A 21,078-nucleotide genomic window follows, 5' to 3' on the forward strand; every position below is an offset into this window, starting at 1 on the left:
ATGCTCTATGCAACGGGATCCGCACCATAGGCCTCGGCCATGCTGCGGATCTCTACCAACTTGGTGTCGAAGGCCGACCAGTCATCCTCGGCAACGATCGGGGCCCAGAGCGCCTCTACCTCATCGATCAGCATTGTGCACGGTGTAGCACGTGCAAAATAGGAATGATCGAGCTTCGCCCGAGCGACAGAGTCGAAGGCGCCAAGCGCCGCGCGAACGGGTTCGAACGACGGTTGTGCGTATAGATTTGCAGAGGGGCTTCTCTCTGCGCGTTCCTCACTCAGGCGCCCGCCATACCAATCGAAAAAGGTTTGTTCGAACGGAGCTTTGCTCTCGTGCAGGAATGTCCATAAGGCTTTGGCGAGTACTCCATCCTGCTCGAACCCTTTCGATTGCAGGCCCAGGCGGCGTAGAAGGGCATACGGGAACTCCCGATGGAGAGCTGGCTCGAATGTTGTGAGTGCCTGTTCGAGGCTGCTCTGCGGGGCTAGGGGAAGCAGGCACTCTGCGAGACGAAACAGATTCCACAAAAGGGTGTCGGGCTGGCGGCCGAAGGCGTAAAGTCCTGTCTCGTCGAAATAGGCGGCCGTGAATCCTGGCTCGTAGACGGGTAGAAAACGCCATGGGCCATAATCGAAGCTTTCTCCCGTGACGTTGATGTTGTCGGTGTTGAGCACGCCATGCACGAATCCTGCCGCCATCCATTGTGCGCCCATGCGAGCCACGCGTCGGCAAACTTCCTCTAGAAAGGCTGTTGCGCGTTCCGCTTCACCGTCGCGCCAAGTCTCCGGCATGTAGGTTGGGATGGTGTAGTCGAGCAGCTTTCGGATGTTGTCGGTCTCGTCCAGGTACAACAGACGCTGGAATGTTCCGATGCGGATGTGTGAATGGCTGAGACGCACCAGGACCGACGAGCGGGTCGGGGAGGGTTCGTCACCACGCTCGAGTTCCTCGCCTGTCTCGATCAGGCTGAAGGACTTGGATGTCTCGACGCCGAGGGCCTCGAGCATTTCCGTTGCGAGGATCTCCCGCACGCCGCCCTTCAGGGTCAGGCGGCCATCCGCGTGGCGTGACCACGGCGTTTGCCCGCTGCCTTTTGTGCCGAGGTCCAGAAGCCGCCCATCCGCCACATCATGAAGTTGAGCAAAGAGAAAGCCGCGCCCATCCCCGAGATGTGGATTGTAGGTTCGGAACTGATGGCCATGGTAGCGCAGGGCAAGAGGCTGTTCCAAACTGCCGGGAAGTGGCGCGAAGCGCCCGAAATGAACGATCCATTCCTCGTTGGTAAGCGAACCGAGGCCCACGCGCTCGGCCCAGCGCTGGTTGCGGTAGCGCAGAATATGGTGCGGGAATTCTGCTGGCCGGACGATGTCATAGAAATCCGAACCGAGTTCCTGATGGCGTGTCGAGGCGCGATAAGCGGCGGAGGTGGGCATGTACGGTATCCCATGAACTCGTGTTCAATTCCTAGCACCACCGAAATGTTCAGAGGGATCCGGGCGGGTCAAGCATGGGCCGGATGACGGTGCTTGAAGACCTTTCGTTTTGCCACGAATTGGACAAAGTTGAGCTACGACGATCGAGTTGCAATGTTGCGATAAACGACGCTTTGACCGCTCCGGCCGAGGTTGTTGAAAAATAATTCATGGTGAAAGCTTTGTTAAAAACGTCAGGTTTTTCCTGATGTTCGGCTTGAATGCTCAAGCGCATCGCCGTTGTGTAGCTGCGCTTTCGCGTGTTGGTCTATTGGCGGGTCGGAAGTGCTCCCCTAAGATCCTGGTTAACGAAGCAAACGGGAGGCGAGTCAATGGCATTCAAGGATGTGCTCAGCCTTTGCGGCCGTATAGGCCTGATCGTGACAGCGTTCGCATTCGTTGCAGGAATTGTTGCAGGTCCACTCCTTGAAAGGATCTGGTCGTCCCGCCCGACCACCGTCACCCAGAATGCCACCATCCCCAGCCCTGTTCCGCCGACTCCCCCCGTCCAAGCCAATGCCGGGGGACCGGGCTAACGCCTTTTTAGAATTCTCCGGTTCATATCACGTCGTCGCCGAGACGCGACGGGAATGCGGCTCCTTTTCCGGGAAAGACGCGATGAGCAGCGAGACACTTCTAAGGCAGGAAATCCGTCATTCTCTCGGTTTTGTCCGCGGCCTGATTGACCATTATTCCGGACTCTATTCGGGCGAGAATCTCACCAGCGACGTCCTGCGCATCTGTGACGAGGTAACGGACGCGGATGAGCCGAACTCCCGGTTGAAGGAAGCGCGGCGCGTGGTCGAGGAGCGGTGTCGACAGCTGACACAGGCGGCAGACCGCTTCGCGCAGCGCGATCCCGCACTGATCGCAGCATCGCGGGCCCAGGCTGTCGCAGCCGTCGATCTGTTTCAGGACGCTGCCTTCGAATGGCGCAAGGCCCGCACCATTCGTCCGTCGTCCGGCCGGTTACTGCGCAGGAAGAGTCTCTGATTCTTTGGTCGTCTCAAGTTGTGTCACAGTCGCTTGGGCTTGATCGACGCTGTCGCGGGAACATCAACCATCTGGGGCTCGATCAGCGGATCAGCCTTCGGTGTATCGAGTCCATAGACATCCTCGCGGAAATGCACCGCACCGTCTGCCGTCGCATAGCCTGTCAGATAGACCCAGGCGACGGGAACGGACTTCTCGAGACGAATATCCTGCCGTGCAGCGCCGGCGATGGCGGTGTTGATCCCTTCCGTCGTCCATACGCCTGCCTGGCCATTGGTACCGCGCAGCAGCCATTCGGCAAAGTCGGTGACGTCGGCTACGCGAATGCAGCCTGAAGAATGGAAGCGGGCATCCTGTGCGAAGAGCTGTTTCTTCGGTGTATCGTGCATGTACACGGCGTGCTTGTTCGGCATGTCGATGCGAATCTGCCCGAGCGAATTGATCGCCCCGGGATCCTGACGCAACGTGTAGTTCACCGCATTCTGTGTCGACCAGTCGAGGGACTTCGGATCGACTTCCTGGCCCTTCGCATCGAGAATACGGATCCTCATCTTCTCCAGATAATTGGGATCCTTGCGGACATGGGGAATGATGTCCTTCTTGATCAGGGAGACCGGCGCCGTCCACGTGGGATTGAGATTGACGGCCGTGACGCGGGTTTCGACAGTGGGCGAAGGGCGGTCCACCTTACCGGCAATGGCGACGAAGCGGCGGGCTACCTGTCCGCGCTCGACCGCTTCCACGGCGGCCGAGGGAATGTTCACGACCACATAGCGTTCGCCGAAGGAAAAGGTGGATCCGGCCAACCGTTGTGCGGAGGCTGTGAGTTGGCGGTGACGCGTGAGCGCCGGAACGTTCAGCGCTTCCAGGGTCCGTGCGCGCACAGCGCCCGATTCCGGCAGACCGTGACGAGCCTGGAACCGTTTGACTGCATTGGTCAGTTCAGCGTCGAAGGTTGGATTTGTGGCGAGATCAGCCGAAAGATCGCCCTCCGAGGCAAGGCGTTGCCGAAGGGTCACGACGAGCGAGCCCTTGTCGCCAGCCTTCAGAACCGCGCCTGCGGGCAGGGTCGGCCATCCTCCCGCCTCTGCAATGCGCTTATAGGTCCAGGCGGCCCGCATCGTGTTGATGAAGGTGCTCGCGTCCAGAGTAGGGCGGGGATCCTGCGAAATCGAGATGACGGGTGCGGGAGCGGCGACTTTCTCGGCCGATTTGGCTGCCGTCGGTGCAGCTTTCAGTCGCAGGTTCGTCCCTGCTGCCGGAGGTGCCGGAATGCTCGGTAACACCTGCACTGGAGAAGTTGGCGCAATATTTTCGGGTGCCGCCAAGGCATCCAGAGGAGTCCCGAAGGCGGAGCACGAGAGCAGAGCCAATCCGAGGCAGAGACGTTTTGCATTCCCATAAGTCATGTCCGAAACTATGGGCGATGATAGTTTACAAAATGCTGTAGCGGGCGGCTGCCCCGAGCGCCGATAATGAACGTATTCGGCCACGAGGACTTAACTCTAAAACTTAGCCAGATGGTGAGGAGCCCATGACGTCCGAGGAGATCAAGGAACTAAACGCTGCACGCGAAAACCTTGTGAAACGGCGCAGGGAGATGGCGCGGCAGATTTCCGAGGCGCCCCTCCCTTCTGTCGAGATGGCAGAGGAGCTGACAAAAATTCTTATGGCCATCGAAGCCTTGGACCGGGCTCTCAACGAGGCAGGGCACCCCTATATGAGCCAGGGCGTGGTCGAGCAGCTCAGGGCTGATCGTTGATTTCTATAGTTTAATTCTTCCGACAAGATCGAAGTCGGCACCTGGCTTCGGCCTGAGCACGAGCATTTCTCCCTCGTCGGGAAAGATACCGGTGAGGGCCGTGATGTTGACTTGGTGCGTGACGAGCACGAGGACGCCGCTGGAACGCCAGTCCTGAACGATCTGACGCACAGCCCGCGTTTGAGCCGGTTCCTGGTCTCGGCCTGAGAAGAATGAATCCAGTGGCGGGAAGGACTCCGTCAGGTTGCCGAAGGCCAAGCGGGCGGTGTCGAGCGCGCGGCACCAGCGGCTCGAGAGCACCCGCTCGACCGGGATCTGCCGGGCTCTGAACTGTTCTCCGATGGCCTGCGCCTGCCGCCGACCCTCAGCCGAGAGGTTGCGCTGCGTCGCGCAATCTTCGAGCCGGAAGTTGGCAGGATCGCCCGTTCCTGGAGCACGGGCATGTCGGAATAGGGCAATCGCGCTACCTTGCTGTAAAGCCTGCCATGCCTCCTCAGAGGCGTGAAGAGTCTGAGGCCAGGCCATTGCCAGCAGGAACAGGAGGGCCAATGCGAGAGGCATGCGTCACCTCCGATCCGGGACCCGGTATTCTTCCAGAAATGTCCGCCCACCGAGAAACGCAACGCCGGATAAAGGTACAGGTTCCTAGAAACGGATCGTCGCGCTCACGCGGCCTCTGCGAGGCCCACAAGCCTATCCACGAGTGGATCACTTGGGACGGCAAGCCCGGCGATGACATCGAAATGATGAGCCCCCGGCACCTCGTGATACCGGGTCGCTATGCCCGCTTGACCCCACCGGTCGACGATGGCACGGGACTGGCGCAGGAATTCGCCGCTCTCCGCTCCCCCGACCACCGCGACGAGGCGTCCGTTTGTGGGGGGATCCCATTCCAGCGGACTCAGGCGATGCGCCTCTTCAGTGGTGAGGCCAAGGGCCTTGTTGATCGAGGTCGGGACCAGTGGAGGCAGGTCGAACAGGCCGGAGATTGGCATGGCGGCGCGGACGGGCCTCTGCAACGCGCCCGGGCGTGCCATGAGACATGCCGTCAGATGCCCGCCCGCCGAGTGTCCGCTTACGACGAGAGGGCGGCCTGTGCGTTGGATGACAAAATTGGCGGCGGCCTCGATTTCGGAAATGATGTCGGCCAGTTTTGCCGCCGGGGCGAGCGTATAGCTCGGGATCGCAACCGTCAGACCACGCTCGTTGGCACCGCGTGCCAGATGGCTCGACGTGGATTTGTCGAGCGCCTGCCAATAGCCGCCATGGATGAACAGCACGACCGGGCCGCCGGCATCGCCGTTTTGCGGATAGAAGAGGTCGAGCCGATGCCGCTCGCCGGCGCCATAGGCGAGATCGAGCTCGCAACGTGCAACTTCGCGATAGGCTGCAGAATCCCGCTGCCAGCCCGCGATGTGAACTGGGTGTTCGGGGACGCGGGCCCGGTTGTTGTACTCGGCCTCCAGGTCGAGTTCTGCGGCTGCCATCGCGATTGTCCTCAAACGTGGAGATATCGGTCCTTGAGGTTGGTATCGGTCATGAGCTCGTCGCTCGTTCCGGTCCAGACCGAGCGACCCTTCTCGATGATCACGTGACGGTCGGCGAAGCTCGCCAGTGCGCCGATATTCTTGTCGATGACCAGGATCGACTGACGCTCGCCCTTGAGGCGCTTGAGGCAGGCCCAGATCTCGGCACGGATCAACGGCGCCAGTCCTTCGGTGGCCTCATCGAGAATGAGCAGTTTCGGGTTGGTCATGAGCGCGCGGCCGATGGCCAGCATCTGCTGCTCGCCGCCTGAGAGCTGCGTGCCCAGGTTGCTCCGGCGTTCCTTCAGGCGCGGGAAGAGGTCATAGACCGCATCGAGCGTCCAGCGACGGGAACCCGTTCTGGCCGAAGCGGTCGCGACGAGATTCTCTTCCACCGTCAGCGTCGGAAAAATCTGCCGGCCTTCCGGCACGAGCCCTATGCCGGTCTGCGCGATGCGATAGGGGGCAAGGCCCGTCACCGCAGCACCATCGAAGCGCACTTCGCCGCCGCGGGGACGGAGCAGGCCCATGATCGAGCGTATAGTGGTCGTCTTGCCCATGCCGTTGCGGCCGAGCAACGTCACCACTTCGCCGGCATTGACCTCAAGCGAAATGTCGAAGAGGACCTGCGCGGCGCCATAGGACGCCTGCAATTGTCGGACGGAGAGCATCAGACCAGCTCCTCTTCGCCGAGATAGGCTGCGCGGACCTCCGGATTGGCTCTGATCCGCTCCGGCGTGTCCGTGGCAATCACGCGGCCGTAGACGAGAACGGAGACGCGGTCCGCGAGTGAGAACACGGCATCCATGTCGTGCTCGATCAGCACGATGGTGAGGCGGCTCTTCAGACGCCGCAGGGTCTCGACCACGCGCTGGGATTCATCGTGACCGGTGCCGGCAAGCGGCTCATCGAGAAGGAGAAGCTTCGGCTCCGTCGCAAGGCCGATGGCGAGTTCGAGCTGACGCTTCTCGCCGTGGGACAACAGACCCGCCGGGATGTGCGCGCGAGCGGCAAGCCCGACCTGTGTCAGGCACTCCATGGCAGGCTCGTTCAGGACCTTCTCCTGCGAGGCATTGCCGAAGAAGCGGAAGCTCGATCCGGAGCGCGCCTGCACCGCCAGAGCCACATTCTCAAGGGCCGTGAAGCCGGGCAGGATCGACGTGATCTGGAATGAGCGCGCAAGCCCGCGTCCGACGCGTTGCGGCATCGAGAGAGAGGTGACGTCCTCCCCCGCGAACAGGATCGATCCCGAATCCGAAGACAGCGTGCCCGAGATCTGGTGGATCAGCGTCGTCTTGCCTGCGCCATTGGGGCCGATGATGGCATGCAGCTCGCCCGGCTTGACGGAGAGGCTGACATCGTCGGTGACGACGAGAGCGCCATAGGCTTTGCGCAGGTGGCGAAGTTCGAGCAGGGGCTCAGCCATGGTGAGGCCTCCGCAGCAGGCCCATGATCCCGCCTCTGACGAACAGCACGATCAGGATGAGAAGGGGACCGAACACCATCTTCCAGTTCTCGGCGATATGGGCGCGGGTCTCTTCGCTCAGGAAGAAGCTCAACGCATGCAGGATTTCCGGCAGGAACTCCTCCAGCAACAGGAAGGCGGCGGCGCCGATGATGGCACCATGCAGAGAGCCGAGCCCGCCGAGCACGACCATGAAGATCAGTTCGCCGGAGCGCTGCCAGGTCATGAAGGCGGGGCTCACGAATTCCGCCTGGTTCGCGAGCAGGCATCCGGCAAGCCCCGCCATCATGCCGCTGAGCACATAGGCCGCGAGCTGAAAGCGGAAGGGCTGGAAGCCGATGGCTTGCATGCGAAGGGCGTTTTCCCGCGTTCCGCGCAGAACACGACCGAACCTGGACGCGACGACGGAGCGGGCGAACGCATAGGTTCCAAGAAGGCAGAGCAGGCAGGCCCAGTAGAAGGCGAAGTCATTCTCCAGAATGCCGGAGCCGGCCACGAGGCTGCGCGATGCCAACGTCATGCCGTCGTCGCCGCCATAGGCCGCCAGCGACGTGGCGAGGAAATACAGCATCTGCCCGAAGGCGAGGGTGATCATGATGAAATAGACACCCTTGGTGCGCAATGAGATCGCTCCTGTGATCAGAGCGAAGATGGCGGAGGCTGCGAGCGCCACGGGAATCTGGATGAAGGCATCCTCGATTCCGTGGCTGGCGAGAATGCCGACCGCGTAGCCGCCGATCCCCAGGAAGGCCGCGTGGCCGAAGCTCACGAGCGCGCCGTAGCCGAGAATGAGGTCGAGCGCCATGGCGGCGATGCCGAAGATCATCACCCGGGTCAGCAGGGACAGGACATAACCCTCTGCGCCGGAGAACACGGCGAAGAGCGGCGCTGCCGCAAAGGCGGCGAAGAGGACAATGGGGACGATCTCGAACCGTGTGGTGAGCGACGGCATGGGAGCGGAGCGCGTTTCTGCGAGTTCAGTCATCATCGCACCCTAGCGCTTCACGGGAAACAGGCCGGAGGGGCGGAAGAACAGCACCGCAGCCATGAAAATATAGATCAGCATCGGGGCGAGGGCCCGACCGGTCTGGCTCGCCGCCGCAGGGTCGAGGAAAAGGCGCAGCAGGTTCGGCGCGAAAGTGCGTCCGACCGTATCCACGAGCCCGATCAGAAGGGCTGCCAGAAACGCGCCGCGGATCGAGCCGATGCCGCCGATCACGATGACCACGAAGGCGAGGATCAGAATGTTGTCGCCCATGCCAGGCTCGACCGAGAGGATTGGGGCCACCATCGCGCCAGCAAAGCCCGCGAGCATGGCGCCGAAGCCGAACACGATCATGAACAGCCGCTGGATGTTGACGCCAAGCGCCGACACCATGGAAGCGTTGCTGGCCCCGGCGCGCACCAGCATGCCGACTCGCGTATGGTTGACGAGCACATAGAGCAGGGCGGCAACCACGAGGCCTGCCGCGATGATCGCTAGGCGATAGACCGGATAGAGCAGGCCGGTTGCGATCTCGACGGAGCCTGAAAGCAGTTCTGGAACGGGAACGCTCAAAGGTGCCGCGCCCCAGACGAATTTCACACCCTGGTTCAGGAACAGGATCACGCCGAACGTGGCGAGCACCTGATCGAGATGGTCGCGATCGTAGAGATGCCGGAACACCAGCACTTCGAGCAGAAGACCGAAGGCGAGCGCCGAGGGGAGGGCGAGAAGCAAAGCCCAGCCGAAGCTCCCGGTCCAGGCACTGAACGCCGCCACCAGATAGGCGCCGACCATGTATTGCACGCCGTGCGCGAGGTTGATGAAATCCATCACCCCGAACACCAGAGTCAGTCCGGCGGCAATGAGAAAGAGGATGAGGCCGAACTGAAGGCCGTTCAGAGCCTGGACGAAGAGGAGTGTTGCGGTCATCGACACGTCACTTGCGGAAGGCCTTCATCAGTCGAGCCTCCGCTCGGATACTCCCTGCACGAGAGCATCTTCATCGTTTGCAGATGGAAACCGATCTACCCAAGCGCTGCCAAGGCAGATCGGTCCTCGTCAGTGCATCTCAGTTCGTCGGAGTGCATTCCTTGGCATAAGCATCCGTATAATCGTCGAACACCTTTTCCACGATCTCGGTCTGGAATTTGCCATCCGGGCGCTTGGCGGCCTTCACCAGATAGAAGTCCTGGATCGGAAAGCCGTTGGTGCCGAACTTGAAGTCGCCGCGCAGGGACTTGAAATCCGCCTTCTTGATGGCAGCGCGCACGGCGTCCTTGTCCATCTTACCGCCGGTCGCCTTGAGCGCGCTGTCGATCAGCAGGGCTGCGTCATAGGCGTGCATGGAATAGGAACCGGGCACGGAATTGTAGGCCGCCTCGTAGGCCGCAACGAACTTCTTGTTCTGCGGGGTGTCGAGGTTCGGAGCCCAGTTCGAGCCACCGAACATGCCGATGGCGGCATCCTGCTGCGCAGGCAGGGTCGATTCATCGACCGTGAAGGCGGACAGGAAGGGGATGCGGTCGGCGAGGCCCGCGGCGCGGTATTGCTTGACGAGGTTCACGCCCATGCCGCCCGGCATGAAGGTGAAGATCGCGTCAGGCTGCATGGAGGCGATCTTAGCAAGCTCGGACTGGAAATCGAGGGTGTTGAGAGGAACGTAGGATTCCTCGACGATCTCGCCCTTGTAGTGGCGCTTGAAGCCGGCGAGCGCATCCTTGCCGGCCTGATAGTTCGGTGCCAGCAGATAGACCTTCTTGTAGCCGCGGTCCTGCGCCACCTTGCCGAGAACCTCGTGGTTCTGGTCGTTCTGGTAGGATGTCGCGAAGAAGTACGGGTTGCAGCTCTTGCCTGCGAGGTTCGAGGGGCCCGCATTGGTGCTGATATAGAATGTGTTCGCGTCCACGATGGGCTTGTGGACGGCAACAGCCACGTTCGAGAAGATCGGGCCGACGACGAAGTCCACCTTATCGCGCTCCAGGAGACCCTTGACCTTCGTTACGGCCACGTCGGGCTTCAACTCGTCGTCGACGACGATCACTTCGACATCACGCCCGCCGAGCTTGCCGCCGAGGTCCTTCACCGCAAGCTGGAAACCGTCACGGGCCTGCTGGCCGAGCACGGCCGACGGGCCGGAGAGGGTCAAAAGCAGTCCGACCTTCAGCTTCTCCTGCGCCATGGCCGGTGCGGCAGCCAGGCCAAAAGCCGCTGCAAGGCCAAGGGTTTTGATCGTCACGTTCATCATAGTCTCCCGAGTGGCTGTTCCCTGCGCACATTTGCTGTGCTGCGTGATTGTTCCCGACGGGACGTGAGACGCCTCGACGGACAAGTCGGCGATACTCTGCCGCAAAACTTTTCTGCCGAACACTCCCTTTGTCGGAGCTTTTCCCCCGGCGTCCCCAGTCTTTCCTCAATCTTTGGGATTGCCAAGGATTATTTTAAGATTAAAATATTTTTCAGGTTCTTCAAGCGGATTGTTCCGCAGGGGAAAGCAGGCGAAATGACGAGCGCGTGATTGGCGGTAATGGGCAGCGATACGGAGTTCGCCGCGGCGCGCGGCTCCAAATATGAGCGCCCCAAACCAGCCAAGCTTAGCGAGCTCCGTTCTCCTGCCGCATAATAAGACAGAGGAGCGGACGATGGCGGACACGGCGCATGTGGATACCTTCGCGAGGGATAATCTTCCGCCTCGGGATCAGTGGCCGACCTTCCAGTTCACCCGCCCCGAGCTCCAATATCCCGAGCGGCTCAACTGCGCGGTGGCCTTTCTCGACCGATGGGTCAATGAGGGGAGGGGGGACGAACCTTGCCTCATCAGCCCGACCGAGACGCTCACCTACCGCGCGCTTCAGGAGCGCGTGAATCGGATCTGTAACGTGCTGATCCACAGGCTCGGCTTCGTGCCGGGCAATCGCGTTCTGCTGCGCTCTGCCAACACCCCGATGATAGTGGCAGCCTATCTGGCAGTCCTGAAGGCTGGTGGCGTCGTCGTGGCGACCATGCCGCTCTTGCGCGCCAAGGAGATCGCTTATCCGCTGAGGAAGGCCGAGATCACCATCGCTCTCTGCGATCATCGCCTCGCGGAGGAAATGGAGCGCGCCAGGACGATGGCGCCCAGCTTGCAGCATGTGGTCTATTGGGGATCGGGCAAGCCCGACAGCCTCGAGGCCCTGCTCGCCGAAGCCTCGCCGGATTTCGAAGCCGTCGATACGGCGGCGGACGATGTCTGCCTGATCGGCTTTACCTCTGGCACGACCGGCGAGCCGAAGGGCACCATGCATTTCCACCGCGACATGCTGGCTATCTGTGACGGCTATGCCAAGAATGTGCTGCGGCCGGGGCCGGGCGACCGTTTCATCGGCTCTCCACCGCTCGCCTTCACCTTCGGCCTCGGCGGCATCGTGCTGTTCCCCATGCGTGTCGGCGCTTCGACGGTGCTGCTGGAGAAGGCCGGGCCTGACGACCTTCTGCCGGCCATCATGCAGTATCGGGCGACCATCTGCTTCACGGCGCCGACCGCCTATCGCGCTATGCTGTCGAAGCTGGAAGGACGCGACATCTCGTCCTTGCGCAAATGCGTCTCCGCTGGCGAGTCGCTGCCGAAGGGCACCTTCGAGGCCTGGAAGGCGGCGACCGGCATCAGCCTCATGGATGGGATCGGCGCCACCGAGATGCTGCACATCTTCATCGCCGCGACCGAGGACGAGATCCGTCCCGGCGCGACGGGAAAGCCCGTTCCAGGCTACGAGGCGAAAGTCGTCGACGACGAGGGGCGCGACCTTCCGCCCGGCAGCATCGGCCACCTGGCCGTGCGCGGGCCAACCGGATGCCGCTATCTCGCCGACGAGCGGCAGCGTAAATACGTGCAGGACGGCTGGAACATCACTGGCGACACCTACCTCCTGGATGAGGACGGGTACTTCTGGTACCAGGCCCGCTCCGACGACATGATCATTTCCGCGGGCTACAACATCGCCGGTCCGGAGGTCGAGGCCGCGCTCCTCACGCATCCGGCCGTTGCCGAATGCGGCGTAGTGGGGGCTCCCGACGATGGGCGCGGAACGGTGGTCAAGGCCTATGTGGTCCTGCGTCCCGGCCATGTCCCGGGACCCGAATTGACGAAGGTGCTGCAGGATCACGTTAAGGCGGAGATCGCGCCTTATAAGTATCCGCGCCTCATCGAATTCGTCGAGGCTCTGCCGCGCACCCAGACCGGCAAGCTGCAACGTTTCGAGTTGCGCCGGATCGCCCAGGAGGCCGAAGGTCACCACGAGGCGATGAGCGCCTGAACGCGTCACCAACCGGATCGCACCAGTTGATCAAAAATTATTTTAAGCTTAAAATAATAAATGCAAATTCTCGGGTAGGATTCTCATGAAGACGGCGATCATCGGCGGCGGCCCGGCGGGGCTTTATTTCGCGATCCTGCTGAAGAAGCTTCGGCCGGAATCGGACATCACGATCTATGAGCGCAACCGCGCCGACGAGACGTTCGGATTCGGCGTCGTGTTTTCCGATGCCACCCTCGACAATTTCGAGAAGTACGATCTGCCGAGCTATCAGCGGATCGTCCGGGAATTCGCCTATTGGGACGACATCGCGATCCATTTTCGCGGCACCGAGCACCGGATCGGCGGCAATGGCTTCTGCGGCTGCTCGCGCCGCACATTGCTCCTCGTCCTGCAGGATCGTGCGGAAGAGCTTGGTATCCGACTGCGCTACGAAGTCGACGTGGATGACGAGAGCCTGTTCTCGGATGCGGATCTCGTGGTCGTGTCAGATGGCATCAACAGCCGTTTCCGCGAGCGCTATGCGGACCACTTCCAGCCGGAGGTGGATTTGCGGCCCAACAAGTTCACCTGGATGGGCTCCACCAAACCGCTCGATGCCTTCACCTTCATCTTCCAGGAAACGGAATGGGGCCCCTTCATTGCCCACGCCTATCAATATGAGGCGAACCGCTCGACCTGGGTGTTCGAGACCGATCCCGAGACCTTCGAGCGGGCAGGGTTGAAGGACAAGAGCGAGACCGAGTCGGCGGCGCTCATGGAAAAGATCTTCGGCTGGTTCCTTGGCGGCCACCGCGTCCTTACCAACCGCTCGATCTGGCGCAATTTCCCGATGATCCGCAGCAAGCGCTGGGTCATGGGCAACAAGGTGCTTTTGGGCGATGCCAAGGCCTCGGCGCATTTCTCCATCGGCTCGGGCACGAAGCTCGCCATGGAGGACGCCATCGCGCTGTTCGAGGCCTTCCGTCGCGATCCGAGCGTCGAGGGTGCGCTGTCTCTCTACGAGACCGGGCGGCGCGAGGAGGTCGAGAAGACGCAGCATGCGGCCGATGTCTCCCTGGTCTGGTTCGAGCACGTAGCGCGCTTCTGGGATTTCGATCCGGTGCAGTTCGCCTTCGGCGTCATGACCCGCGCCAAGGCGATCACCTACGACAACCTGCGTCTGCGCGCGCCGGATTTCGTCGCCGCGGTAGATCAGACCTTTGCGCGGCAAGTGCGAAAGCAAGGCTTCGACGTCTCGGTCGAGAACCCGAGCGCGCCCATGTTCCAGCCCTTCCGTCTGCGGGAGATGACAGTCGCCAACCGCGTCGTGGTCTCGCCGATGGACATGTATTCGGCGAAGGAAGGAGTGCCTGGCGATTTCCATCTCGTCCATTACGGTTCGCGCGCCTCGGGCGGTGCGGGGCTGGTCTTCACGGAAATGACCTGCGTGTCGCCGGAGGCGCGCATCACGCTTGGCTGCACGGGTCTGTGGAACGACGAGCAGGAAGCGGCCTGGAAGCGGATCGTCGATTTCATCCATGCCAATTCGGGGGCCAAGTTCTGCCTGCAGCTCGGACATTCAGGTCGCAAAGGCGCAACCAAGCTCATGTGGGAGGGTATGGATCGGCCGCTTGAGGAGGGTGCCTGGGACATCTGCTCCGCGTCGCCGATCCCCTATTTCCCGGACAGCCAGGTACCGCGCGAGACGACGCGCGCCGACATGGATCTCATCAAGACGCAGTTCGTCGAAGCGGCCAAGCGCGGCGAGCGGGCCGGGTTCGACATGCTCGAACTGCATTGCGCCCATGGCTACCTGATGGCGAGCTTCCTGTCGCCGCTTACGAATCAGCGTACGGACGAGTATGGCGGTTCTCTCGAAAACCGGTTGCGGTTCCCGCTTGAGGTGTTCGACGCCATGCGCGAGGTCTGGCCCGCGCACAAGCCCATGTCGGTGCGTATCTCCGCGACCGATTGGGCGGAGGGTGGCGTGACGGGTGACGATGCGGTGGAGATAGCGCGTGCTTTCACCGAACATGGCGTCGACCTTGTCGATGTCTCGACGGGCCAGACCGTGCGCGAGGCGCGGCCGATCTACGGGCGCATGTTCCAGACGCCATTCTCCGATCAGGTGCGCAATGAGGCGCAGGTCGCCACCATGTGCGTCGGCAATATCACGGCGGCCGATCAGGTGAACACGATCCTGGCGGCAGGCCGTGCGGATCTCGTCGCGCTCGGACGGCCGCATCTGGTCGATCCGTTCTTCACCATGAAGGCGGCCGCCTGGTATGGCGCCAAGGACATTCATTGCCCGCCGCAATATCTCGCCGGCAAGGATCAGATCTTCCGCAACTCGGTCCGCGACCGGCAGGATCTCGAGGAGCTCAAGGTGAAGGCGAAGCCGAAGACCCGGGCGGAGTTGAAGATGGAGGCCGGCGAGAAGCCTCTCGCGGCGGAATGATATGACCATGACATCTCTCAAGCGCCGGCATGCATTGGTCACGGGCGGCGGCCGCGGGATCGGCCGCGCCATCGCGGCATCGCTCGTGCAGGCCGGGGCGACCGTCACCATCGTCGGGCGCTCTCCCGCATCGCTCGAACAGGCGATCGTGCGGGGTGACGCCCATGCCGCTGCCATTGCCGATGTGACGGATATCGATGCCGTGCGGAGAGCCGTTCAAGAGGCGGTGACGCGCTATGGCCCTGTCGATCTGATGATCGCTAATGCGGGATCGGCTGTCTCAGCGCCGTTCATGAAATCGGGACCTGACATTTTCCGGCAGATGCTGGACGTGAACCTGCTCGGCGTCACCAACATGGCGCAGGCGGTGCTGGGTGCCATGACGGAGCGCGGCTTCGGGCGCATCGTCGCCGTGGCCTCCACTGCGGGTCTCAAGGGCTATCCGTATGTGAGCGCCTATTGCGCCGCCAAGCATGCGGTCATCGGCTTTGTCCGCGCACTCGCGCTTGAGACGGCGAAGAGCGGTGTCACGGTCAATGCCGTGTGCCCTGGATTTACCGATACCGATCTCGTGGCCGAGAGCCTTGATCGGATCATGGCGAAAACGAACAGAACCCGTGACGAGGCGCTTGGCGAACTCGTGAAGCACAATCCGCAGGGGCGGTTGATCGATCCCTCGGAGATCGCCGATACCGTGCTCTGGCTGTGCGGCGAGGGCGCGTGCTCCGTGACGGGGCAGGCCATCGTGGTGGCCGGTGGAGAAATCTAGAGATGGACGACCATGCAATTCCCCTCGACGCCGAGACGAAGGCGGTCGAGATGCCCGAGGATCACAGGGAGGAGCTGCGCCTGTGGCTGCGGCTTCTCACCTGCTCGACCCTAATCGAAGGCGAGGTGCGCCGCCGCCTGCGCGAGCGCTTCGACGTGACGCTTCCCCGCTTCGATCTGATGGCGCAACTCGACAAGGCGCCGGATGGCATGACGCTGTCCGATCTTTCAAAGCGGATGATGGTTTCTAACGGCAATCTCACCGGCCTCGTCGACCGGCTTGTTGCGTCCGGCCATGTGGCCCGAACCGTGTCGCCGACGGACAGGCGGGCCATGGTGATCAGCCTGACCGAGGAGGGCCGCGCCGAGTTCCGGGCGATGGCAGGTGAGCATGAGCATTGGATTGCCGATCTCTTCGGCGATCTCAGCGCGAAGGAACGCAACGATCTCATGCGACTTCTCGCGAAGACCAAGCTGTCGGCCCGGCGCGCCATCATGGGAGACGACCAGTGACGCAGTTTGCCAATTCCGTCACCTTGCCGCTCTCAGGTTACGAGCCACGTCATTTTCTTCTGTCGGTCGATGGGCCGGTTGCGACGGTCACCCTCAACCGCCCGGACAAGAAAAACCCGCTCACCTTCGAAAGTTATCGCGAGCTGACCGATTTCTTCCATGCCTGCGCCAAGGACGATGACGTCAAGGCTGTGGTCATCACGGGAGCGGGCGGCAATTTCTCGTCCGGCGGCGATGTGTTCGAAATCATCGGTCCGCTCGTCGCAATGGATACCAAGGGACTCACCGCCTTCACGCGGATGACGGGGGAGTTGGTGAAGGCCATGCGCGCCGCGCCGCAACCCATCGTCGCAGCGGTCGAAGGTATCTGCGCGGGAGCCGGTGCCATCGTGGCGATGGCGTCGGATCTGCGTCTTGCGGCACCGGGAGCCAAGGTGGCGTTTTTGTTCAACAAGGTCGGCCTTGCGGGCTGCGACATGGGTGCCTGTGCCATTCTTCCGCGCATCATCGGCCAGGGGCGTGCGTCGGAACTGCTCTATACCGGGCGCTTCATGAACGCGGAGGAGGGGGAGCGTTGGGGCTTCTTCAGTCGTCTCGTGGAAGCCGGCGGCCTTGTCGAGGAGGCTCAGGCGCTGGCCCACACGATCGGCACCGGGCCAACCTATGCCAATACTATGACGAAGCGCATGCTCGCGATGGAATGGGCGATGTCCGTGGAGGAAGCGATCGAGGCCGAAGCCGTGGCGCAGGCCTTGTGCATGACGACGGAGGATTTCGCCCGCGCCTATCGCGCCTTCGCGGCGAAAGATAAGCCCGTCTTCAAGGGAGATTGACGTGATCGATGCGAGCTTTCTCTCCTTGCCATTCTTCGAAGACCGCCACCGGCAGTTTGCCGGTGACCTGAACGCGTGGGCTCCCAGGGAGATCAAACCGCTCGTCGATCATCACGACGTGGATGTCTCGTGCCGCCGCATCGTGCGCCGCTTGGGCGAAGGCGGATGGCTCAAGGCTGTGGTGCCGCAGGCCTATGGCGGCCTGTATCCATCTTTCGATGTGCGCACCTTGTGCCTGGCACGGGAAACTCTTGCAGCTCACGAAGGCCTGGCGGATTTCGCCTTTGCCATGCAGGGCCTCGGCACGGGACCGATCACCCTGTTCGGTTCGGATGCGCTCAAGGAGCAGTATCTGCCGCCGGTCGCGCGGGGAGATGCCATCGCGGCCTTTGCGCTCTCGGAGCCCGAGGCCGGATCGGATGTGGCGGCCATGAGCACCACGGCCACGCCGGATGGCCCCGGTCATGTGCGGATCGATGGCGTGAAGACCTGGATCTCCAACGGCGGGATCGCGGATCATTATGTGGTCTTCGCCCGTTCCGGCGAGGCGCCCGGCGCGAAGGGCCTGTCCGCCTATGTGGTCGATGCGCGAACGCCTGGATTGAGCATCGAGAGCCGCATCGATGTCATCGCGCCGCATCCGCTTGCCACCCTGCGGTTCGAGGGCTGTCGTTTGCCGCTTGCGAAGCGCATCGGCGGTCCGGGAGAAGGTTTCAAGGTCGCCATGGCGACGCTCGACGTGTTTCGCTCGACGGTCGGAGCCGCGGCGCTCGGACTAGCGCGCCGCGCTCTGGCCGAGGCACTGCAGCATGCATCCTCGCGCAAGCTCTTCGGTGCGCCTCTCAGCGACTTGCAGATGACTCAAGGAGCTCTCGCCGATATGGCGACTGGCGTGGACAGTGCTGCGCTGCTCGTCTATCGCGCGGCCTGGACCAAGGATCAGGGAGCGCCGCGCGTGACACGCGAAGCGGCCATGGCGAAGATGTACGCGACGGAAACGGCGCAGGGCGTGATCGACAAGGCCGTGCAGATTTTCGGCGGTCTCGGCGTCACCAAGGGCGTGAAGGTCGAAGAGCTTTATCGGGAAATCCGCGCCCTTCGCATTTATGAGGGCGCCACCGAGGTTCAGAAGGTCGTGATCGCGCGCGAGCTCGTGAAGATGCTGGAGGCACAGCGCTCCAGCGATCGTGGCACCGTGTCCGGTCAATAAAGGGAGGAACAACAATGACAGCCGCTCTGGAAGGCACTCCCATGCCTGGCATCGACGATGGACCAGAAGTCCTCAATCCGAAACACTGGCCGACGCCCAAGGGCTATGCCAACGGCATGATGGCCGAGGGCAGGATCGTCGTCACGGGCGGCATCGTCGGCTGGGATGAGAAGGAAGCCTTCGCCGATGGATTCGTCGCGCAGGCCCGTCAGATCTTCGAGAGCATTCGTGCCATCCTGGCCGAAGGAGGAGCAGAACCCCGGCATCTCGTGCGCTTGACCTGGTATGTGGTCGATATCGACGAGTACCTCGCCAATCTCCGTGAGCTGGGCCGTGCCTATCGGGACGTGTTCGGCACCCATTACCCCGCCATGGCTCTCGTTCAGGTCGTGCGGCTCGTGGAGAAGGCTGCGCGGATCGAGATCGAAGCGACGGCTGTCGTTCCGAGTAAAGGTTAGCAAAGAGCAATTAAGGAAGAGGGCAGAATTTCACCGATAACCGAAGTCGCTGCGACAAAACGGCAGTGTTGCAAGAATGCCTGCTTCTTGCACATCTTTTCATCATGCCTGGAAAAACGTCGTATTTGACCTAGTATTACATTGCGGGTCTGAGCTGAATTGCGCCTGAGATCAGGTTTATCTTCAGGCCTTCCATGCTGTCCTCCAAAGCCGACCGTTTCAGTGTTCAGCCGGCAGGCGAACTCGCCGATGATGCCGAGATGTTTGAGCTGGCGCCCGTTTCCCTCTGGCTCGAAGATTACAGTGGCCTCAAGGCGCTTTTCGAACGCTGGCGTGCGGAAGGCGTAACCTCGCTGCGGGACTATCTCTTGGAGGACACGACCCGTGTGGAGTCCTGCTCTAGTCTGATCCGTGTCATCAAGGTGAACCGCAAGACCCTCAGCTTGTATGAAGCCGAAGGCCTGCCGCAGCTGGTCGACAATCTCGGCCGGATTTTCCGCAATGACATGCTGAAAACCCACATCGAGGAGCTGGTGCAGCTCTGGGACGGTCAGACGGAATTTTTCAGCAACACGGTGAATTACACCCTGTCGGGAAAGAGACTCGACATCCAGCTCAAGGGCAGCGTTCTGCCTGGGCACGACGAACGGTGGGACCGGGTTCTGATTGCCATCGAGAACGTGACCGAGCGTGAGACAGCTCGCCGGCAGCTGGCGACGAGCGAGACTTATGCCCGGGGCCTGTTCGAGCACTCGCCCGTGTCGCTCTGGGTGGAGGATTTCAGTTCGGTCAAGCGGCTACTCGACGACGTGCGCCGGCAGGGAATCACCGATTTTCGCGTGTTCACGGATGTTCATCCGGAATTCGTCACCCGCTGCATGAGCGAGATCCGCGTGATCGACGTCAACCGGCATACGCTCGAGCTCTTCTCCGCGCCCGACAAGCAGACCCTGCTGCTGCGCCTCGGCGACGTCTTCCGCGACGAGATGCGGGAGCATTTCAAGGAGCAGCTGATCGATCTCTGGAACGGAAAAGCTTTCCAGCAGCGCGAGGTCGTCAATTATTCCTTGTCGGGAGACGAGCTGCACCTTCATCTGCAGTTTTCCGTGCTGCCCGGCTACGAGAAGGATTGGTCGCTGGTCCAGGTGGCGCTGACCGATATCACCGCGCGCAAGCGTGCCGAGGCCTATCTTGAATATCTCGGTAAGCACGACGTTCTGACCAAGCTTTACAATCGCTCCTTCTATGTCGACGAACTCAACCGCCTGGAGCGCAAGGGGCCGTTTCCGGTCACCGTCGTCATTATCGATCTCAACGGCCTGAAGGCCGCGAACGATCAGCTTGGCCACGGCGCAGGCGACGCATTGCTGCGCCGTGCCGGCGAGGTGCTGAACAAGGCGGTCGACAAGCCATCCTATGCCGCGCGTATCGGCGGCGACGAGTTCGCCCTGCTGTTGCCGGGAACCGATGAACGCGACGGCAAGGTCGTGATGGAGAGTATCGAGAACCTGCTTGAGGTGAACAACCAGTTCTACACTGGTCTGCCACTCAATTTCGCCATGGGCGCTGCGACGAGCCAACCGGGCGAAAGGCTGGAAACCGTCGTCAAGCGCGCCGATCTTCTGATGTACGAGGCCAAGCGCGCCTATTACGCGGCCGCCGCGGAGTAACGCTTCCGTGTCATCCCCGGCGGTCCGCAGGACCGGGAAGGGGATCCATGGCGCGGAGAGGGAGAGTCTGTGGGTGGATTCCCTTCCCCTCCGCTTCGGCCGGGAATGACATTGCGGCAGTCCTCTCGAAATCACCGGCACAAGGCCGGTGATGACGGGCGGGAATAAGGAAGTTCTCACAAACCGATCTCGACGATTTTAGCCGTTGTCTGTCCAATCGGCACCACGTCGCCGATCTCCTTGCCCATGAGTTCCTGCGCCAGGGGCGAAACGTAGGACAGGCTCCCTTTGGCCGGGTCGGCTTCGTCCTCACCGACGATCCGGTAGGTCTGGCGCCGTCCGTCCTCGCGCTCGAAGGTGACGCGCGCGCCGAAGCGGACATGAGCGGTGTCCGTGGGAGGCGGCACCACCTCCGAGGATGCCCGGCGGGCGGACCAATAGCGCAGGTCACGGTTGAGGCGCGCCACTTCGGCCTTGTCATCAGCGGATTGAGCTTCGTCGAGGCGCTGATGCAAGGCCTCGATTTCCGCATCCATCTGGGCCAGACCCGAGGGTGTGACGAGATGATGCGGACTGATCATCCGGTCCGGAAGGTCCTCGAAGGCCTCTCCACCCTCGATTTCGCGAACAAAGGCACGGCTCATTACGTCTCCTCCGCTCTTTGCAGAGGAAACGGTTCGAGGTTGCCGAA

Annotated in this window: 21 protein-coding genes; 11 read left to right on the top strand and 10 right to left on the bottom strand. The window is 61.9% G+C overall.

Annotation, left to right across the window (positions count from 1 at the left end; genetic code table 11):
* Positions 1-5: 5 nt before the first annotated feature.
* Positions 6-1,436, bottom strand: a complete 1,431-nt coding sequence (locus tag ACS5Q1_RS00615; protein WP_473096378.1) for a protein adenylyltransferase SelO — start codon at positions 1,434-1,436, stop codon at positions 6-8.
* A 371-nt stretch (positions 1,437-1,807) separates the two neighbouring features.
* Between ACS5Q1_RS00615 and ACS5Q1_RS00620 the strand changes: the two genes are divergently transcribed.
* Both ACS5Q1_RS00620 and ACS5Q1_RS00625 read left to right on the top strand, forming a co-directional pair.
* Entirely contained in the window at positions 1,808-2,011 is a 204-nt protein-coding gene (locus ACS5Q1_RS00620; protein WP_473096379.1) for a hypothetical protein, read from the top strand.
* Positions 2,012-2,093: 82 nt separating this feature from the next.
* Positions 2,094-2,468, top strand: a complete 375-nt coding sequence (locus ACS5Q1_RS00625) for a hypothetical protein (RefSeq protein WP_473096380.1) — start codon at positions 2,094-2,096, stop codon at positions 2,466-2,468.
* 23 nt (positions 2,469-2,491) lie between these two features.
* On the opposite strand, the gene ACS5Q1_RS00630 is transcribed toward ACS5Q1_RS00625, so the two are convergent.
* Positions 2,492-3,796: a L,D-transpeptidase family protein gene (locus ACS5Q1_RS00630; protein WP_473096381.1), complete on the bottom strand. Its 1,305-nt coding sequence runs from the start codon at positions 3,794-3,796 to the stop codon at positions 2,492-2,494.
* Positions 3,797-4,002: 206 nt separating this feature from the next.
* Here ACS5Q1_RS00630 and ACS5Q1_RS00635 point away from each other — a divergent pair, with 206 nt between their 5' ends.
* Entirely contained in the window at positions 4,003-4,230 is a 228-nt protein-coding gene (locus tag ACS5Q1_RS00635; RefSeq protein WP_203443225.1) for a hypothetical protein, read from the top strand.
* Positions 4,231-4,233: 3 nt separating this feature from the next.
* Here ACS5Q1_RS00635 and ACS5Q1_RS00640 read toward each other — a convergent pair whose 3' ends face one another.
* From ACS5Q1_RS00640 to ACS5Q1_RS00670, 7 genes are all read right to left on the bottom strand, one after another.
* On the bottom strand, positions 4,234-4,791 hold the full coding sequence (locus ACS5Q1_RS00640; RefSeq protein ID WP_473096382.1) for a histidine phosphatase family protein: 558 nt from the start codon (positions 4,789-4,791) through the stop codon (positions 4,234-4,236).
* A gap of 104 nt (positions 4,792-4,895) precedes the next feature.
* A complete protein-coding gene (locus ACS5Q1_RS00645; RefSeq protein ID WP_473096383.1) occupies positions 4,896-5,717 on the bottom strand; it encodes an alpha/beta hydrolase in 822 nt (273 codons plus the stop codon).
* A gap of 11 nt (positions 5,718-5,728) precedes the next feature.
* Positions 5,729-6,427: an ABC transporter ATP-binding protein gene (locus tag ACS5Q1_RS00650; RefSeq protein ID WP_473096384.1), complete on the bottom strand. Its 699-nt coding sequence runs from the start codon at positions 6,425-6,427 to the stop codon at positions 5,729-5,731.
* On the bottom strand, positions 6,427-7,182 hold the full coding sequence (locus tag ACS5Q1_RS00655; protein ID WP_473096385.1) for an ABC transporter ATP-binding protein: 756 nt from the start codon (positions 7,180-7,182) through the stop codon (positions 6,427-6,429). The genes ACS5Q1_RS00650 and ACS5Q1_RS00655 overlap by 1 nt, the downstream gene beginning before the upstream one ends.
* The gene (locus tag ACS5Q1_RS00660) at positions 7,175-8,206 is read right to left on the bottom strand and encodes a branched-chain amino acid ABC transporter permease (protein WP_203444109.1); all 1,032 of its coding nucleotides are present in this window, start codon (positions 8,204-8,206) and stop codon (positions 7,175-7,177) included. The genes ACS5Q1_RS00655 and ACS5Q1_RS00660 overlap by 8 nt, the downstream gene beginning before the upstream one ends.
* Before the next feature lie 9 nt (positions 8,207-8,215).
* Positions 8,216-9,136, bottom strand: a complete 921-nt coding sequence (locus tag ACS5Q1_RS00665) for a branched-chain amino acid ABC transporter permease (RefSeq protein WP_473096386.1) — start codon at positions 9,134-9,136, stop codon at positions 8,216-8,218.
* 139 nt (positions 9,137-9,275) lie between these two features.
* A complete protein-coding gene (locus ACS5Q1_RS00670) occupies positions 9,276-10,448 on the bottom strand; it encodes an ABC transporter substrate-binding protein (RefSeq protein ID WP_203444110.1) in 1,173 nt (390 codons plus the stop codon).
* Positions 10,449-10,845: 397 nt separating this feature from the next.
* On the opposite strand from ACS5Q1_RS00670, the gene ACS5Q1_RS00675 reads away from it, so the two are divergent.
* The 8 genes from ACS5Q1_RS00675 (at position 10,846) to ACS5Q1_RS00710 (ending at position 20,387) form a co-directional block, all read left to right on the top strand.
* Positions 10,846-12,495, top strand: coding sequence for a benzoate-CoA ligase family protein (locus ACS5Q1_RS00675; protein ID WP_473096387.1), 1,650 nt, complete (start codon positions 10,846-10,848; stop codon positions 12,493-12,495).
* A gap of 85 nt (positions 12,496-12,580) precedes the next feature.
* Positions 12,581-14,935 (top strand): bifunctional salicylyl-CoA 5-hydroxylase/oxidoreductase, encoded by a 2,355-nt coding sequence (locus tag ACS5Q1_RS00680; RefSeq protein ID WP_473096388.1) that lies wholly within the window; start codon positions 12,581-12,583, stop codon positions 14,933-14,935.
* A gap of 1 nt (position 14,936) precedes the next feature.
* Positions 14,937-15,704 carry an SDR family NAD(P)-dependent oxidoreductase gene (locus ACS5Q1_RS00685; protein ID WP_473096389.1) on the top strand — a complete coding sequence of 256 codons (768 nt, stop codon included), beginning with the start codon at positions 14,937-14,939 and terminating at the stop codon, positions 15,702-15,704.
* Positions 15,705-15,706: 2 nt separating this feature from the next.
* Complete coding sequence (locus ACS5Q1_RS00690) at positions 15,707-16,216, top strand: MarR family winged helix-turn-helix transcriptional regulator (protein WP_473096390.1); 510 nt, start codon at positions 15,707-15,709, stop codon at positions 16,214-16,216.
* Positions 16,213-17,049 (top strand): enoyl-CoA hydratase family protein, encoded by an 837-nt coding sequence (locus ACS5Q1_RS00695; RefSeq protein WP_473096391.1) that lies wholly within the window; start codon positions 16,213-16,215, stop codon positions 17,047-17,049. Before ACS5Q1_RS00690 ends, ACS5Q1_RS00695 begins: the two co-directional genes overlap by 4 nt.
* Before the next feature lies 1 nt (position 17,050).
* A complete protein-coding gene (locus tag ACS5Q1_RS00700) occupies positions 17,051-18,259 on the top strand; it encodes an acyl-CoA dehydrogenase family protein (protein ID WP_473096392.1) in 1,209 nt (402 codons plus the stop codon).
* Positions 18,260-18,273: 14 nt separating this feature from the next.
* Positions 18,274-18,717, top strand: coding sequence for a RidA family protein (locus ACS5Q1_RS00705; RefSeq protein WP_473096393.1), 444 nt, complete (start codon positions 18,274-18,276; stop codon positions 18,715-18,717).
* Between the two features lie 194 nt (positions 18,718-18,911).
* Positions 18,912-20,387, top strand: coding sequence for a sensor domain-containing diguanylate cyclase (locus tag ACS5Q1_RS00710; RefSeq protein ID WP_473096394.1), 1,476 nt, complete (start codon positions 18,912-18,914; stop codon positions 20,385-20,387).
* Between the two features lie 176 nt (positions 20,388-20,563).
* On the opposite strand, the gene greA is transcribed toward ACS5Q1_RS00710, so the two are convergent.
* Positions 20,564-21,031, bottom strand: coding sequence for a transcription elongation factor GreA (gene greA, locus ACS5Q1_RS00715; protein ID WP_203443239.1), 468 nt, complete (start codon positions 21,029-21,031; stop codon positions 20,564-20,566).
* Between the last annotated feature and the right edge of the window lie 47 nt (positions 21,032-21,078).

This window comes from Microvirga sp. GN3 (assembly GCF_055792825.1).